Genomic DNA, 15873 nt, shown 5'->3' with positions numbered 1-15873 from the left:
TCTCCTCCACGATATTCCTCTTATGCCGCAGTATGCCGCTGCGCTCAATTGATCGGATTTATTTTATTTTTGGTACGATCAATGGTAGCGTTCGGTGCTGATCTCACTTTTCGGTTCAACACGTGATGGTCGACCTCGCGTCGTCCGATCACCCAGCAATTGGCGACGTCGTAAAGGATTGCGGACATGCGCGGTCCGAGGGGTTTGATGGGTGTTTTCGAAGGCGACCTGTCGGAGATCAAATTGCCGAAGATTTCCTGCCGGTCGGGCGTTCTTGCGGTGTCCCGGTCTTCGCGGTGGTTTCGCGTCCGACCACCATGTCGCGGCCGCGCTGTTTGGCTTCGTAAAGCGCCGCGTCGGCGGCCCTGAGGACGTCGCCTGCGTCGATGTCGCGGATGGGGATGGTGCTACTGACGCCGACCGAGACGGTGACGTGACGGTTTTCGCCGAGGCCCGGATGCGGAATGGCCGATTGGTCGACCGCGTGGCGCAGTTCCTCTCCGAACCGCAGGATCGCGTCCGGGTCGGCGTCGGGAGCCAGAATGGCGAATTCCTCGCCGCCGAAACGGGCGATCGTTCCGCCGGCGCGCGAGGCGACCGCGGCCAGCCGGCTGGCGACGGTCTTCAGGCATTCGTCACCGTCGAAATGGCCGACCGCATCGTTGAAACGCTTGAAGTGGTCGATGTCTGCGATCGCCGCGCCGACCCATTCGCCGTTTCGTTCGGCCTCTTCCCAGCTTTCGCGCAATACGTCCTGCAATCGCCGACGATTGGCGAGACCGGTGAGCGGATCGGTGCTCGCGAGCTCCGTCAGGCGTTCCGTCAGGTCCACGAGCTCGCCATTGAGCTTTGCCTGCGCGCGGCGACCGAGGAACTCGTTGCGCTCCGCCCGTTCGAGCCGCCAGCGGGTGATGAGCGAGAAGAGCGCAATGACCGTGACGAAGATGGCCGTCGGCTGCATCTCGACCGAGGAGACGGCGAAGAGATGCACGTCGTAGACGAGCAGGACGGCAAGGGTCGTCAAAACGGCATGCCTGAAGCGCAACGGCGCGACGAAATTGAACGTGAAGGCGATGGAGCCGGAGGCGAGATAGTAGCGCTCCGCCACATCGGGCCGCGCGACCTCGGTCAGATAGCCGAGCGCGTCGACGGTCAGCACGGCCGCGGTGATCGGTATGAGCATGGCCAGGCATTCGCTCCAGTCCGAGCGCCAAAACCGCAGGGCGAAGATGCCGATAAGCTGAACGGGAAGCAGGAGCCCGATCCGGATCGAGGCGGCGAGTGCGGGACGGGAATGCTCGAGGAAATCGAGCGGGATCGCAGCAAGGCAGAAGATGGCGATACAGGCGCTGATGAAGATCAGCTGCGATCGTCGATGTCCGGCCGTCACCGACCGGAACGTGCTTTCGAGTTCGGGCTCGAAATGCAGACGTGCGTTTTGCCGTAAAGCGCGCAAGCGGCCGAGGCCGTAGAAATGCTGTCGCCGGTCGATGGTCATGAGACGGCCTCGTCACGCTCGCGCAATGTCGCTGTTCGGCCGGACCTATCAGAATTTCGTTGCTGCAACTTTACCGCGATGCCGATCGTTTGAACCATTCGGCTCCGCGGGAATTCGTCGAATCACAGATCGACGCTCGTCGGCAGCACGACCAGATCGCGCACCGTGACACCGGCCGGCCGTGTCAGCATGAAGGCCACGCATTCGGCGACCTCGATCGGCTGCATCAGGCTGCCGGCGGCGAGCGCTTCCTCCATCTTCGCCTTCGGCCAGTCGTCGAGCAGGGCGGTGACGACGGGCCCGGGCAGCACCGCGCCGACGCGGATGCCGTGGCGGATCATCTGCCGGCGAACCGTGTGGACGAAAGCCTGAACGGCGTGTTTCGAGGCCGTATAGATCGGTTCCCACAAGACCGGCGTGATACCCGCGATCGAACTCGTCATCATGATGTCGCCGGAGCCGCGCTCGATCATGTGTGGAAGCACGGCATGGACCGAGCGGAAGGCAGCGTTGACGTTGAGGTTCAGGACGAGGTCCCATTCGTCGGGATCACCCTCGGCGAGATCCCCGCCATTATAGGCGCCGGCATTGGCGTGGAAGATGTCGAGACGGCCGAGCTTTTCGAGGATCTGCGGCATCATGCCGGCGACGCTTTCGCGGTCGAGCAGATCGGTGACGACCGCATGCGCGCCGTCGCCGAGTTCTTCGACGAGCTCGTTCAGGCGCGTCTCGTTGCGGTCCACGAGCGCGACCTTCGCTCCGGCCTGCAGAAGCAGTCTTGCCGTTTCGAGGCCGATGCCCGAGGCGCTGCCCGTGATCGCCGCGCACTTTCCTTCGAGACTGACGCTCATCGTCTTCATTCTCCGTGTTTGTCGTTTTCAGCGAGCGATGTCCGGCCGGACGTCAGGCCCGGCCGTGGGAGACGCGCGAGCGTCGCGAAAGCGAATCGACGATCACCGCGATCGCCAGCACCGCACCGGTGATCATGTAGCGAAGCGAGGACGAGAGGTTCAAAAGCGTGAGCCCGCTCGCGATCGATTCGATGACGATGATGCCGAGAAGTGCCGAATACGCATTGCCGCGACCGCCGAAGAGGCTCGTTCCGCCGATGACGGCGGCGGCGATGGCGTTGAGGTTCACGTCGCCGGTGCCCGCCTGCTGGCTTGCCGAGGCGAGGCGTGCCGCACCGAGGATGCCGCCAAGTGCTGCCAGCGTCGAGCACAGCATGAAAGCGCTGAGATAGATGCGCTTGACGGGGATACCGGCACGGCGAGCAGCCTCCGGATTGCCGCCGACGGCACGCATCGACCGGCCCCATTTCGTGCGCTGCAACGCGTAGTTCATCGCAAGCACGAGCGCGATGAAGAGGCCGAAGAGCCATGGCACGCCGCGGCTCTGGTTGAGGTAGAAGACGACGAACTCGACCGCGGCGATGACGACGACCGCCTTGGCGAGAAGGCTTGCGAGCGACTCCGCCGAAAGGCCGGCCTCCCGCCGTCTTGCAGCCGTACGATAGCCGGTGACGAAAAGCCCGATGCCGGCAAGAGCCGCCAGTCCGTAGGAGACCCAGTCCGGCATGGTGAGAAGCTGGCCGAAGGAGACGAGCGGCGAATCGTAGGGCAGGTTGATCGAGCCGTTCGAGCCGAGCAGGTAGAGCTGCGCGCCGAGGAAGGCGAGGAGACCGGCAAGCGTCGAGACGAAGCTCGGCATGCCGAGCGAATTGAAGAGCAGGGCGTAGAGCGCGCCGATCAGCGTGCCGACGGCCAACGCGGCAAGAATCGCCAGCCACACCGGCCAGCCGCTTTCGACCCACAGCACACCGGTGATCGCCGAAGCGAGCCCGCTGACGGAGCCGACCGAAAGGTCGATCTGCGCGACCATCAGCACGCAGACGATCCCGAGCGAGATGACGCCGATCGTCGAGGAATCGAAGAGGAGGTTCGCGAGGTTGTTGCTGGACAGGAAGACGGGGTTCAGAAGCTGGAACACCGTCCAGATGATAACGAGCCCGACGACGACCGGCAGCGATCCGAGATCGCCCGATCGCACCTGCGACCAGAACGCCTTTACCGACCCGGCAAAGCCTTCCTCGTGCTTGACGCGTTCGTCCTGTCGATCGAGCAGCGCCTTGCCGCCCGGCATGGTTTCGGCCTTGTCGTTCATGGGTGGTTCTCCTGCGCCGGTGTCGACGCGGCACGGCGGCCGGCCCGGCGGGAAACGGAATTGTCGCTCGCACCGGTGATGGCGCTGACGAGATCCTGGTTGGTCGAATCCGGTGTGAAGACGCCGTTGTTGCGGCCGAGACGGAGGACGACGATGCGGTCGGCGACGGCGCGCACGTCCTCCATGTTGTGGCTGATCATGACGACGCCGAGCCCGCGTTCGCGCACCCGCTCGATGAGATCGAGCACTTCCGCCGTCTGCGCGACGCCGAGTGCTGCCGTCGGCTCGTCGAGAAGGATGACCTTGGGTTCGAGAAGCAGAGAACGCGCGATCGCGACGGTCTGGCGCTGGCCGCCCGAAAGCGAGGCGACCGGCTCGCGCACGCTCGGGATGCGCGCCGAGAGTTCGTTCAGAAGCTGCCAAGCGCGGATTTCCATGCCGACCTCGTCGAGGCGCATCGGATCCTTCTCGCGACCGAGAAAGATGTTGGCGACGACGTCGAGGTTTTCGCACAGCGCCAGGTCCTGAAAGACGGTGGCGATGCCGAGATCGAGCGCGGTGCTCGGCGAGGTGAGCTTCACCGGCTTGCCGGCGAACTCGATCGTACCGGAACTCGGCTGGTGCACGCCGGCAAGGACCTTGACGAGCGTCGACTTTCCGGCACCGTTGTCGCCGACGAGTGCGACGACCTCGCCGGCATGCACGTCGAGATCGATGTGGGTCAGCGCCGAGACGGCGCCGAAATTCTTGGAGATACCGCGCAGGGCAAGCACGAGCTCGCCGGCCGGATTGGCATGGGGCAGAACATCGGGCATCGGTGAACGCTTTCTTCGCTCGGGTTACCGACAGGGTGGCCCGCCCGCGCACTGGCGGACGGGCCTTATCGTCGCTATTCGACGGATATGCCGAGTTTCTTGCAGCCGTCCTCGTAGCCCTTGCAGAGCTCTTCGGCGGAGATGATCGGCTTGCCGTTGATCTCCTTGTCGACGATCTCCGCTTTCAGATTGTCGGCGGTGACGAGCGTCGGCGTGAAGAGCTGCGTCGGCGTCTTGAAGAGCGTCGTATCGGCCTTCGGCTTCTCGCCCTGGACGAGCTTCACCGCGACGTCGGCCGCAGCCGCCGCCACGATCTCGCTCGGTTTGGAGATCGTGTTGTACTGGATGCCGGCGATGATGCGCTGCAGCCCGGCGAGCGTCGCGTCGTTGCCGGTGACGGGCGGGATCGGATCGACGCCGGCGGCCTTGAACGCGGCGATCGCGCCGCCGGCCGTCCCGTCGTTAGCCGCCACGAGACCGTGGATCTTGTCGCCGAAGCGCGTGATCTGGCCGCTCGCCCATTGCTGCGCCTTCGGCGGCGCCCAGTCCGGCGTGTCGTATTCCGACAGCGTCTTGTAGTCGCCGGTCTTCAGGCCCTGATGGATGCCGTCCTTGATGAGGCCGGCCGCAGCGTCGGTTGGGGAGCCGTTGATCTCGAGCACGCCGCCGTCGTCGGTCTTCACACCCTTTTCCTTCAGGTGATCGACGAGCGACTTCGCGATCATCTTGCCGATCGCGGTGTTGTCGAAGGAGACGTAGTAGTCCGCGGCGACGTCGGGGATCGGCCGGTCGTAAGCGATGACCTTCACCCCTTGCGACTGCGCCTGGCGAACGAGCGAGGCGGCGGCGCTGGAGTCCACCGGATCGATGACGATCGCCTTCGCCCCTTGCGAGATGACGGAGTTGAACTGCTGCTGCTGGCGCGAGGCGTCGGCGTCGGCGTTCTGGTAGAGCACGGTGCAGCTGTCGCAGAGCTTCTTCATCTCGGCGACGAAGCCCGGATGGTCGTGCTGCTCGTAGCGGGTGGAGGCTTCGTCCGGCATCAGGAAGGCGAAGGTGGTGTTCGCGATCTTGGAATCTTTTCCGCTATCCTGGGCGAGCGCGGCGGTGCCGCTCGATAGTGCGACGGCGAATGCGGCCGCGATGGTGGTGGTGCGTGCAACATTTGGCATTGGCTACTCCCTTGTTTGGTCGTGATCCGGCATCGCTTGGAGCGGCCGGGCTGGTTCGTTCGCCGGTTGCGCAGGCTCGATGGCATGCCATCGGTTCGGTCGAGATAGCGCGCCGATGCTTTCGTCGGGCGCACGACTTCTCCGTTCGCACGCGGGTCGTTCCGCGCACGTCGATCGCGTTCCGGCGATGGTTTCTGGTCTCCTCCCTCCTCCTTTCCTTTGAAAAGGGCCGCCCGGTTTCCTCCCTCAGGCGGCGAGCATGATGTTCTCCCCGTGCAGTGCCCGGAAGCGCGAAGGCGGCATGCCCTTCTGCGCCAGGAACTGCCGGTTGAAGTTCGACAGATTGTTGAAGCCGACCGCGTAGCAGATCTCGGTGATCGGCCGGTCCTCGCCGTTCATCAGCAACTGGCAGGCGAGATTGATGCGCAGGCGATTGACGTAGCGAACGAGCGAGAAACCGGTATGCCGACGGAAGGAGCGCGAGAAGGCGCTGCGGCTCATGCCGGCGATCTCGGCGAGATCGGCCTCGGTAAACGGCTCCGTCAGGTTTTCGCGGATATAGGCGAGCGCCCGGTTGGTCGCAGCCGACATGAAGCCGGAGGGATCCGGCAGGTAGTTCGAACTCGCCAGCAGTTCCCGGCCCGACGAGCGCGCCAGGACGTCGACCAGTGTCATGAACAGCATGATGCGGCGCGTTCCCTGCGCTTCCAGAAGTTCGAGGAAGATCGGCTGGACCTTCTTCGCCGTCTCGGGCGTGAAGAGCACGCCGTGCCGGCTTTCCGCGAGCAACATCTCGAAGGCCGCAAGCTCCGGCAGCACGCGGATGGTGCTGTCGATGAAGCGCTCGGTGAACTGCAGCACGACGCAGCGGCGTTTTACGCTCGTGCCTTCCGGCACCATGCTCACCCAGTTGTGCGGCAGGTTCGGCCCCGTGAGCACGAGGTTGCCGGGCTGGAACTCGCCGATGAAATCACCGATGAAGTAACGACCCGTCGTCTCCGTGACGAGATGCAGTTCGTATTCGGGATGAAAGTGCCAGCGCACGGTGTGGTAGGGATAGCCGTGGGCCCAGGCGGTAAACGATTCACCCGAACGTATCTGAACGACTTCGAGATCCGGCTCCACTGTCTCCTCCCGGGCGCCAAGACTGTATGAGTACGAACAGATCGGTTGCGCATGGCTTCAAGCAAACGCGACAACCGTCCTCCCGTTCGTAATCGAATGCCTGTCTATACTGGATATTAGTCATATCGAGCAGAGCCAGCTACATCGTTCTCGACATCGAACTGATACATTTGTGCTGCTTCGGACAAAGCATGCGCAATGATCGGCCCTGCCGTGCCGGCCATGTGCAGACACGATGTCGTGCGCACCCTTTATGAAAAGTGCCATCGCCGCTACGACTGGATCATCGTCGCGGTCTTCAGGCAAAGGCCATTACTCGTGCGGCCAAACGCGGAGAGACCATCGATGAAACGCTTCCTGCTTTGCGCACTCCTGCTGGCCGCACCGCTCGCCGGCTGCGCTTCGACACCTCAGCACACAAGCTTGGCCGCGCCCGCGCCGGTCTTTTCGCCTTTCGCCTTCTTCGATGGAAAGACGGTCGGCGAGGGCACGCTGAAAGTCGATTTCTCGGACCCGACGCATACCCATGTCGTCAGCGCTGGGCATATCGAGCCGGACGGCACGCTCATCCTCGTCCAGCACATCACGGAGCGAGACGAGCCGGTCCATACGCGGACCTGGCGTATACAAAAGACGGACGACGGTCGTCTTACCGGAACGCTCACCAGCGCGCGCGGGCCGGTCCACCTCGACGTCGAAGGCAACCGCCTGCATATCCGCTTCACCACCAAACACGGGCTCGACACCGAACAGTGGCTCTATCTTCAACCGGGGGGAAGGGTCGCGCTGAACCGCATGGTCGTGCGCAAGTTCGCGTTTCCGCTCGCGTCGCTCGACGAGACGATCACCCGGCGCAACTGAATAACGGCGAAAATGGAAGCCCGCCGGCATCGCTTCGAACGCGCGAAATGCCGGCGGGCTCGTTTTCGAACGCGCGATCTCTAGAGCCTTTCAGGTTTATACGGAAACGCTCTGTTCGATCGTGCCGGTTTCCCACGCGAAGGCGATCGCAGCGCGATGTGGTTCATCGGGCAAGATCGCCGACAGTGAGGCGGAGAAGCAAACGAGCCAGTGGCTCGTTTGCCCGCCGAACGGGAGAGCGGCACGGTCGAACCCTTCGGGCCGGCCCTGTTTACGCCATGACGCTTCGACGGATGGCTTGACCGTACCACCAGTACGCTCGTCGCCATCCGTCTCGGTTCTGACGCAAACAGGGTCGGCAGAGCGTTTCCGTATAAACCTGAAAGGCTCTACTGCAGCTTCGCGAGCAGTTCGCGGGTCGGCCATCCGTCGGCGGGCAGGCCGAGGCGCTGCTCTTCCTGGCGTACCGCATCACGCGTGCCGGCACCGAGAATACCGTCGACCTCGCCCACGTCGTAGCCCTTGCGCTTGAGGATCTGCTGCAACTGCTTCATCTGCGCGTCGGAGAGACCGTCGGACGGATTGGAGTGATCGTAGGGCGGCGCACCGGCAAGCCGCGTCGCGAAATAGGCCGCCGTCGTCGTGTAGATGAACGACTTGTTCCACTCGAGGTAGACGTTGAAGTTCGGGTAGGCGAGGAAGGTCGGCCCGTGGCGGCCCTGCGGCATGATCAGGTTCGCGGAGAGCCTCGGATCCGGAAGCGAACCGCTGCGCGCATGCACGCCGAGGCGCTGCCAGTCGGCGACGGTCATGCCGGACTTGTGCAGGCCGGTCTTCTGCCACGGCAGGTTGTTCGGAATCTCGACTTCCTGCAGCCACGGTTCGTTGCGCCGCCAGCCGAGCGCGTTGATGTAGTTGGCGGCCGTCATGATGACGTCTTCCTCGTCCGTCTTCAGGCGGACGTGGCCGTTGCCGTTGCCGTCGATACCGTAGTCGATGATGTCCTTCGGCAGCATCTGCACCTGGCCGATCTCGCCGGCCCAGGCACCCGTGGTCGAGGTCGGATCGAGGTCGCCCTTGGCCGCCATCTCGACGGCGGCGATGAGCTGCGGACGAAAGAGGTCCGGCCGTCGGCAGTCATGCGCCATCGTGAAGAGCGCGTCGAGCGTATTGAAGTCGCCCTGGACGGCGCCGTAGTCGCTTTCCAGCCCCCAGAACGCGGTGATGACCGGGCCGGGTACGCCGTAGCGTCGTTCCGCCTTTTGAAAGGTGCTCGCATAGCGTTGCAGCTTCTGCTTGCCGCGCTGCAGCCGGGAGGAGCTGACGGCGCGTTGCGAGAACTGCAGAAAGGTCTGCTTGAAGACGCTCTGGCCGCGATCCATGGAAAGGACGTGCTGGCTGATATTGGCGTGCGAAAGCGCCTGACGCGCAGCGCTGGCCGGAACGCCGTCCGCCTCCGCCTCGCGCTCGACGCCGTTGCGGAAGCTCGAAACGCTGCCTCCGCACGCGGCCTGTTGGGCATGGGCGAGGATCGGGGCGCCGACGAGCGAGGTCGTGAGCGCCAGCAAGGCCAGTTTGCGATGCATGGGAACGGTGATCTCCTTTCGAAGGGGCGGGGCGGGCGGTCTGGTGAATCGGTGCGGGTGGCGTTGTTTCGCTAATTTGTGGCCGAAGAAAGCCACGTCTTCCAGGCGTCGACGTCTCCGTCGAAGACGTTCAGGTCGGCTTTGCCCCTGATGCCCGGCACGATGCCGGTTCCGGTATATTGCCAGAACGTCCAGTCGCGCCCGTGATAGACGTTGTCCGGATGGTCGGCGACCGAACGCAGCCAGAAACGTAGATCGGCGAAATAGCCGTCGAGGTTCGTCTCGTGGAAGTCGACCGTCGTGTAGATGATCGGCTTGACGCCGTAATAGGAGGCGATGACGGCTGAAAAGCGTTTCACGTCGGCACGCACGGTCGCCGGATCCGGCCGGCGATGGCAGGTCGGAGAATGCGCGTTCCATTCCATGTCGAGGACGGGCGGCATGCCGAGCGAACGCTTGGGCACGTTCTGGATGAACCAGCGCGCCTGTTGTTCGGGCGACGTACAGAAATAGTAGAAGTGATAGGGCGCGACGGCGATGCCGGCGGCGCGCGCACCCTTCCAGTAGTCGTCGAAACGTGGATCGAGGCGATCGCCACCCTCCGTCGCCTTGACGAAGGCGAAGGACACGCCGTGGCGATGCGCCTTCGCCCAGTCGACGTCGCCTTGCCAGCGCGAAACGTCGACGCCGTGGATGGGATAGTGAGCCGGCGTGATCTTGCCGAAATCGACCGGATCGGAATCGGCGAACGGCGTCTGCATGGCCGATGCCGAAATCGATCCCGTCTTCATCAGATCGTAGCTGGACGCGGTGCACGACGTCACGAAGACGCCCAGTGCGGCGATGACGGCTGCCCTCGTAAGCCCCATGGCTGATCCCACCCGACCGGTTCCCCAACCCCTTGAATACCATGCACCGGCGGGCACCGTAAGACGGGATCATGACGTGATGTCGCGAAGACCGGACGCCGCGATCCGCACCGACGCGGTACCGATTGCGATGCGGAAGGACGCAAGAACTTGGAACCGCGGCCTCCGGTCTCGCAGATCAGCCTATGCGCGAGACGTTTCCCAACCCTTAACCATGCCGATAGGGGCTCCCCCGACGGGGAGCGCTTTCGACCGGATGATCGATTGCGACGACGCACACACAAATATTTATTTGCAGGTGACGCTTTCATGACACTTATATGACCGCCGCCAGTAACGCAGTGACGATAGCGAGTCTGTTCCATGGGTATCTTTTCCCGCACTTCGAACGCATCGGACGACGGGACGGGCGACCGCTCGCCTGGCAATAGTCGAGGCGGAAGCGCGCGGGCCGGGTGGGCGATCGGTCATTTCATCGGCTATCTCGTATGCGTCGCCGCCGTCGCCATCGTCTATGTCTTCCTCGTGGAAAGCCTTTCCCGCGGGTCGATGTCGTCCGCTTTCGCCTTCATGCAGGACCCCAACGCCGGCGCGTGGGCGACGGTGCTTCTCGTCGGTTTCATCCTGCTCGCGCTCGATGCGATCTTCGGGCGTTCGTTCCAGGCCGTCTGCACGATCGGGCCCGTGCTGCTCATCCTGCCCTTTGCGAGCTTGGAGAAGCTGCACTATCTGAGCGATCCGCTCTTTCCGACGGACTTCCTCTTCGTTCGCCAGGTCGCCGACATCGGTCCGCTGATCGTCGACACGCGGCCGATGGCTGCGATCGCCGCGGCGGTCGCCGTCGTGCTCGTCATCGCGATCGTCGTGTTGCTGCTTACGCGCTGGCGCCACGCCTTTCCGCGCGAGAACTGGTGGGGACGCGCCGCACGCCTCGTGATCGCGCTGCCGGCCCTTTTCTTCTTCTATTCGGTCTCCGACTACGGGACCTATTCGCCGGCGCGCGATCGCATGCACATCATCCCGAAGATGTGGGACCAGAAGGCGAACTACGCCCATAACGGGTTCATCATGGCGTTTGCGATCAACGTGCCGATGTCGCGGGTGAGCGCGCCGGCGGGCTACACCAGGGCGGCCATGGAAAAAATGCAGCCTTCGGCCGGTGTTTCGGTCCAAAGGCGCCCGGACGTCGTCATGGTGATGAGCGAATCGTTCTGGGATCCTACCAAGCTGCCGAACGTGAAGCTTTCGCCCGATCCGATGCCGACGATCCGCAAGATGCAGTCCGGCTACATGTTCTCGCCCGAGTTCGGCGGCATGACCGCGGATATCGAATTCGAGGCGCTGACGGGCTTTTCCAACGCGTTCCTGCCCTATGGCAGCATTCCCTACCAGCAGTTCATTCGCCGGCCGACACCTTCGCTCGCCCGCTTCTTCAACGGTCAGGGCTACGTGACGCGCGCCATCCACCCCTTCCAGGCGTGGTTCTGGAACCGAGGCAACGTCTACAAGGACTTCGATTTCGACCTGTTCAAGTCGGAGACGAACCTGCCGAAGCTTCCCAAGCGCGGACCGCTCGCTTCGGACGCCGCGCTGACCGACGAGATCATCAAGGAAGCGAACGGCGTGAAGGATCCCTTCTTCTTCTTCATCGTGACGCTGCAGGGGCACGGCCCCTACGAAGCGAACCGCTATCCCGACGAGACGATCAAGGTGAATGCGCCGAAGATCAGCGCGTCCGCACGCCAGTCGCTTGCGAGCTACGCGCAGGGCATCAAGGACGCCGATACCGCCTTCGCGCATCTCGTCGACTGGGCGAAGAACCGCGATCGCGAAACCATCCTCGTCTTCTTCGGCGATCATCTGCCGCCGATGGGGCCGGTCTACGTGGAGACCGGCTTCCTCAAGCAGAACGTCGCGCCCCGAAAGGCGCCGCCCGAAAAGATGCTGGCGGAACACGGCACGCCGCTCGTCGTATGGTCGAACAAGAAGGGCATCATTCCCACGGGCACGATCAGCCCCTCGCAGATGCCACGCGAAATCCTGCAGACGGCCGGCATGACGCATCCTTTCTACACCGGATTCCTCGGCAAGGTGCGCGATCAGTACCGTGTCGTCGAACGCCAGCTCCTGCTCAAGCCGGACGGAAAGACCGGCGTCCAGGACTGGGTGGAAAAGCCGCGCTTCCAGCCGATCATCGACGACTATCGCAGGCTTCAGTACGACGTGATGTTCGGCAAGGGCTACGCCAAGGATCGCTTCTTCCCGGCCATGGAAGACGTTCCGATGGCCAATCCGCGCTATCATCGAACCTCGTCTGCCGACAGCGTGCACTCGCCGGGTTAGCCGAGGGCGCGACTATCCGTTCGCATTCCGGCGCGGTCTACCGTCCGCCCTTCAGCGCGGCGAGCATTGCGCCGGCGCCGCCGCGGACCGGATCGGTTTCAGGAACGGGCACACATGCGATCTGCTCGATCGTCGCGTCGTCGTAGCCTTCGTCGCCGCGCACGGTCGAATAGGCTTCCTGTCCCGGCGGATAGGCCCCGACGATGCGAAAGTCCGCATCCTGGGCGCATTGTTTGTGGCCGACGCCGGGCGGCAGCAACAAGACGTCGCCGGCCGTCACGTCGACGATCTTGCCCTGCGGTCCGCCGAGCATCAGCGTCGCGCCGCCGGTAGCGATGGCAAGCACCTCGAAGGCGTCCGGATGAAAGTGGTGATAGTCGAAGACGCGCCACACCCACGTTCCGCGCCAGCCATTCGACACGAGAAGCGTCTCGACGTCGTTCGGTGTCGGCGTCCCGTCGAGCACACGCCTTGCAACGACGGCCGGGTAGGCGGGGTTGTTGGGAACTCCTCCGGAAGCCTTGAAGGCCATCGTCACGATGGTTCCGGGGGGATCGGAAGATGTCGCGGGCATCGGATTCTCGTGATCGTTCGCGTCGCATCTGCAAGCCTCGATGCACCGCCTTTGTTCCGAATTGCGCGCTCGACGTAGCCGATACCGACACGTTCGCCATTTCGGTGCTGCTGCCTGAGCAACTGTTTTCGCTCAGTAATATCGACCTCGTGCAACCCCGACGGGCATGGTATTGCGGCAATGTCGCGATCAGCACTTGAAATGTCGCAAATGGAAAGTATCCTCTTGCCGATCACGGGTGCCGAGGCCGTCATCTCCGGCGATAAACGAGAGCAATCCTTTCCCACCCGATGATTGCCGCAGCATCGCCGTTTGTGTGAACCGCCTTCGGGAACGGTCGTGGGAACGTGCGCGATGCTCGCCGAAATTGTGTTTCGATGAAGCACGCGAAGGGCCGTTCGGGCCCTTTGCCGCGCCGGTTTTGCCGGTGAGACGATGTTTATCGATTTTTCGAAGGAAGGACCCGCATGTCGGAAGCAGCGATCAGGGACACCAACGCCGAACTGACGATGGAAAAGCAGGCCTACACCGACGATCCGCTTTCCGACCGCGAAACGGACCGGTATCGCCAGGAATACGTGATGTCCTTCGTCGAAAAGTGGGACGAACTGATCAACTGGGAAGGTCGCGCGGAGAGCGAGGGGCAGTTCTTCATCGACATCCTGCGTTCGCGCGGCAAGCAGTCCGTCATCGACGTCGCCTGCGGAACGGGATTCCATTCCGTCAACCTGACCCAAGCCGGGTTCGACGTCACATCCACCGACGGATCGGCGGCGATGATCGCCAAGGCGTTCGCCAACGGCCAGTCCCGGGGTCTCATTCTCAAGACGGTGCAAGCCGATTGGCGCTGGCTCAATCGCGACATCAACGGCAAGTACGACGCGATCGTGTGCCTCGGCAATTCCTTCACGCACCTGCACACGGAAGCCGACCGTCGCCGTGCGCTTGCCGAATTCTACGCCGCGCTGAAGCACGACGGCGTGCTCATCCTCGACCAGCGCAACTACGATACGATGCTCGACGAGGGCTTCAGGACGAAGCACAGATACTACTATTGCGGCGACAAGGTCACCGCCGAGCCGGAATACATCGACGAGACGCTGTCGCGCTTCAAATATTCCTTTCCAGACGGCTCAAAATATACGCTCAACATGTGTCCCATCCGCAAGGATTACGTGCGGCGGCTGATTTCGGAGGCGGGCTTCCAGCGTATCAAGACCTATGGCGACTTCCAGTCGAACTATGTCGACAGCGACGTCGACTTCTATTGCCACGTCGCTGAGAAGTCGGCGCTCGGTGCCACGCGCTGGGGCGGCGACAAGGATTCGTCGGGTGACGACGACGTTCGCGACACGACCGAAGCCTATTACGACGGCGGCGACGCCGACACGTTCTACAGCAAGATCTGGGGCGGCACGGACCTTCACGTCGGCATCTACGAAAACACCACGAACATCCGTGACGCCGGCAACGCGACCGTCGACCGGATGGCCGGCAAGCTGCCCAATCTCGGACGGGGTATGCGGGTGCTCGATATCGGTGCAGGCTATGGCGGCGCAATGCGACGCGTCGTCGAGAAGTACGGCTGCAAGGCCTCCTGCCTCAATATCTCCGAGACGCAGAACGACGTGAATCGCAGGCGCAACCGCGAGAAGGGTTTCGAAGAGCGCATCAACGTCGTCCACGGCGTCTTCGAGGACATCCCTGAAGCCAACGAGAGCTTCGAGGCCGTGTGGAGCATCGATTCGATCCTTCATTCCGACCAGCGCGAGACCGTGCTTGCGGAAGTGTTCCGGGTTCTGAAGCCCGACGGTTACTTCGTCTTCACCGATCCGATGCAGGCCGACGACGTGCCCGAAGGCGTTCTTGAGCCGGTCTATGCCCGCCTTTCGCTGACCAGCCTCGGCTCGATGCGCTTCTATCGCGAGGCTGCCGAAAAGCTCGGTTTCGAGATGGTCGAGCAGGAGGAAATGGTTCGGCACCTGCGCGCCCACTACAATCAGGTGCGCGAGAACCTGCTTGCCGCATACGACCAGACGATCGCCGCCGGCTCGTCGAAGGAGTATGTCGACACCATGCTCGTCGGACTGGAAAACTGGGTGAAGGCGGCCGACGCCGGCCATCTCAACTGGGGTATCCAGCTCTTCCGCAAGCCGGAGTAGGCTCCACTTCAAACGCCGGTACGAACGATAGGGCGCGCCTTCGTGGCGCGTCCTTTTCGACGTGACGAACCCGTCGCGCGCAGCGGTGCCGGTAAAACCGATCCGCTTGAGAAAAGCATGCTCGAACATCGGCCCGATCCGCGAACGCTTTTCCTTCAAATCCGGTCTTCGACATGATCTACAGGCATCCGGCTTTCGCAATTGCGAAACGATGATGGTCGCCGTTCGTCCGGCAGACCGCACGGAATGGCGCCGCCTCCGCGCCACGAAGCAGGAAGGAACCAGTCATGGACGACGCAGCGTCTTCGAGCGATACCGCTTTTGCGGAGAAGCACGACACGCCGGCGCCGAAGATCCCCGCGAACGTCTATGCGCAAACCGTGACGGAGGTGAAGCACTACACCGACCGTCTGTTCAAGTTTCGCATGACGCGGCCGGCCGAGTTCCGCTTTCGGTCGGGCGAGTTCGTGATGATCGGCCTGCCGAACGCGGAAAAGCCGGTCTTTCGCGCCTATTCGATCGCTAGCCCCTTCTGGGACGACGAGATCGAGTTCTTCTCGATCAAGGTGCCGGGCGGACCGTTGACGGAACACCTGCAGAAGGTGAAGGCCGGTGATACGGTGCTCATGCGCAAGAAGCCGACCGGCACGCTCGTGCTCGACGCGCTTGTGCCGGGCAGGCGGCTCTACATGCTTTCGACGGGCA

General features: G+C 63.1%; 13 protein-coding genes. 4 read left to right on the top strand and 9 right to left on the bottom strand.

Annotated elements, in window-relative coordinates; genetic code table 11:
- Positions 1-238: 238 nt before the first annotated feature.
- The 6 genes from FJU11_RS04850 to FJU11_RS04825 form a co-directional block, all read right to left on the bottom strand.
- A complete protein-coding gene (locus FJU11_RS04850; protein ID WP_141165905.1) occupies positions 239-1498 on the bottom strand; it encodes a GGDEF domain-containing protein in 1260 nt (419 codons plus the stop codon).
- Between the two features lie 122 nt (positions 1499-1620).
- Complete coding sequence (locus FJU11_RS04845; RefSeq protein ID WP_141165904.1) at positions 1621-2349, bottom strand: SDR family oxidoreductase; 729 nt, start codon at positions 2347-2349, stop codon at positions 1621-1623.
- Positions 2350-2401: 52 nt separating this feature from the next.
- Positions 2402-3661, bottom strand: a complete 1260-nt coding sequence (locus tag FJU11_RS04840; RefSeq protein WP_141165903.1) for a sugar ABC transporter permease — start codon at positions 3659-3661, stop codon at positions 2402-2404.
- Positions 3658-4476, bottom strand: a complete 819-nt coding sequence (locus tag FJU11_RS04835) for an ATP-binding cassette domain-containing protein (protein ID WP_141165902.1) — start codon at positions 4474-4476, stop codon at positions 3658-3660. The genes FJU11_RS04840 and FJU11_RS04835 overlap by 4 nt, the downstream gene beginning before the upstream one ends.
- 74 nt (positions 4477-4550) lie before the next feature.
- Positions 4551-5648, bottom strand: a complete 1098-nt coding sequence (locus FJU11_RS04830) for an ABC transporter substrate-binding protein (protein ID WP_141165901.1) — start codon at positions 5646-5648, stop codon at positions 4551-4553.
- A 246-nt stretch (positions 5649-5894) separates the two neighbouring features.
- Complete coding sequence (locus tag FJU11_RS04825; protein WP_141165900.1) at positions 5895-6773, bottom strand: helix-turn-helix domain-containing protein; 879 nt, start codon at positions 6771-6773, stop codon at positions 5895-5897.
- A gap of 345 nt (positions 6774-7118) precedes the next feature.
- On the opposite strand from FJU11_RS04825, the gene FJU11_RS04820 reads away from it, so the two are divergent.
- Entirely contained in the window at positions 7119-7634 is a 516-nt protein-coding gene (locus tag FJU11_RS04820) for a DUF3833 family protein (RefSeq protein WP_181408047.1), read from the top strand.
- 389 nt (positions 7635-8023) lie between these two features.
- Here FJU11_RS04820 and FJU11_RS04815 read toward each other — a convergent pair whose 3' ends face one another.
- On the bottom strand, positions 8024-9220 hold the full coding sequence (locus FJU11_RS04815) for a lytic murein transglycosylase (RefSeq protein WP_141165898.1): 1197 nt from the start codon (positions 9218-9220) through the stop codon (positions 8024-8026).
- 71 nt (positions 9221-9291) lie between these two features.
- On the bottom strand, positions 9292-10089 hold the full coding sequence (locus FJU11_RS04810; RefSeq protein ID WP_141165897.1) for a glycoside hydrolase family 25 protein: 798 nt from the start codon (positions 10087-10089) through the stop codon (positions 9292-9294).
- A gap of 363 nt (positions 10090-10452) precedes the next feature.
- On the opposite strand from FJU11_RS04810, the gene FJU11_RS04805 reads away from it, so the two are divergent.
- Complete coding sequence (locus FJU11_RS04805; RefSeq protein ID WP_141165896.1) at positions 10453-12432, top strand: LTA synthase family protein; 1980 nt, start codon at positions 10453-10455, stop codon at positions 12430-12432.
- A gap of 37 nt (positions 12433-12469) precedes the next feature.
- On the opposite strand, the gene FJU11_RS04800 is transcribed toward FJU11_RS04805, so the two are convergent.
- Positions 12470-13006, bottom strand: a complete 537-nt coding sequence (locus FJU11_RS04800; protein WP_210242840.1) for an AraC family ligand binding domain-containing protein — start codon at positions 13004-13006, stop codon at positions 12470-12472.
- A 467-nt stretch (positions 13007-13473) separates the two neighbouring features.
- On the opposite strand from FJU11_RS04800, the gene FJU11_RS04795 reads away from it, so the two are divergent.
- Positions 13474-15168: a glycine/sarcosine N-methyltransferase gene (locus FJU11_RS04795; RefSeq protein ID WP_141165895.1), complete on the top strand. Its 1695-nt coding sequence runs from the start codon at positions 13474-13476 to the stop codon at positions 15166-15168.
- Between the two features lie 287 nt (positions 15169-15455).
- Positions 15456-15873 (top strand): FAD-binding oxidoreductase (locus FJU11_RS04790; protein ID WP_235890819.1); only part of this gene is annotated, 418 nt, incomplete at its 3' end.

The organism is Pararhizobium mangrovi (assembly GCF_006516965.1).
Lineage (GTDB): Bacteria > Pseudomonadota > Alphaproteobacteria > Rhizobiales > Rhizobiaceae > Pararhizobium_B > Pararhizobium_B mangrovi.
Note: the sequence above shows the minus strand (reverse complement) of the source record. Positions and strands in the feature narration are given on the sequence as shown.

What these genes read in the sequence shown, in the direction of transcription:
- FJU11_RS04850 (WP_141165905.1), bottom strand. Translation starts at nt 1,498, where the DNA reads ATGACCATCGACCGGCGACAGCATTTCTACGGCCTCGGCCGCTTGCGC.
- FJU11_RS04845 (WP_141165904.1), bottom strand. Translation starts at nt 2,349, where the DNA reads ATGAGCGTCAGTCTCGAAGGAAAGTGCGCGGCGATCACGGGCAGCGCC.
- FJU11_RS04840 (WP_141165903.1), bottom strand. Translation starts at nt 3,661, where the DNA reads ATGAACGACAAGGCCGAAACCATGCCGGGCGGCAAGGCGCTGCTCGAT.
- FJU11_RS04835 (WP_141165902.1), bottom strand. Translation starts at nt 4,476, where the DNA reads ATGCCCGATGTTCTGCCCCATGCCAATCCGGCCGGCGAGCTCGTGCTT.
- FJU11_RS04830 (WP_141165901.1), bottom strand. Translation starts at nt 5,648, where the DNA reads ATGCCAAATGTTGCACGCACCACCACCATCGCGGCCGCATTCGCCGTC.
- FJU11_RS04820 (WP_181408047.1), top strand. Translation starts at nt 7,119, where the DNA reads ATGAAACGCTTCCTGCTTTGCGCACTCCTGCTGGCCGCACCGCTCGCC.
- FJU11_RS04815 (WP_141165898.1), bottom strand. Translation starts at nt 9,220, where the DNA reads ATGCATCGCAAACTGGCCTTGCTGGCGCTCACGACCTCGCTCGTCGGC.
- FJU11_RS04810 (WP_141165897.1), bottom strand. Translation starts at nt 10,089, where the DNA reads ATGGGGCTTACGAGGGCAGCCGTCATCGCCGCACTGGGCGTCTTCGTG.
- FJU11_RS04805 (WP_141165896.1), top strand. Translation starts at nt 10,453, where the DNA reads ATGGGTATCTTTTCCCGCACTTCGAACGCATCGGACGACGGGACGGGC.
- FJU11_RS04800 (WP_210242840.1), bottom strand. Translation starts at nt 13,006, where the DNA reads ATGCCCGCGACATCTTCCGATCCCCCCGGAACCATCGTGACGATGGCC.
- FJU11_RS04795 (WP_141165895.1), top strand. Translation starts at nt 13,474, where the DNA reads ATGTCGGAAGCAGCGATCAGGGACACCAACGCCGAACTGACGATGGAA.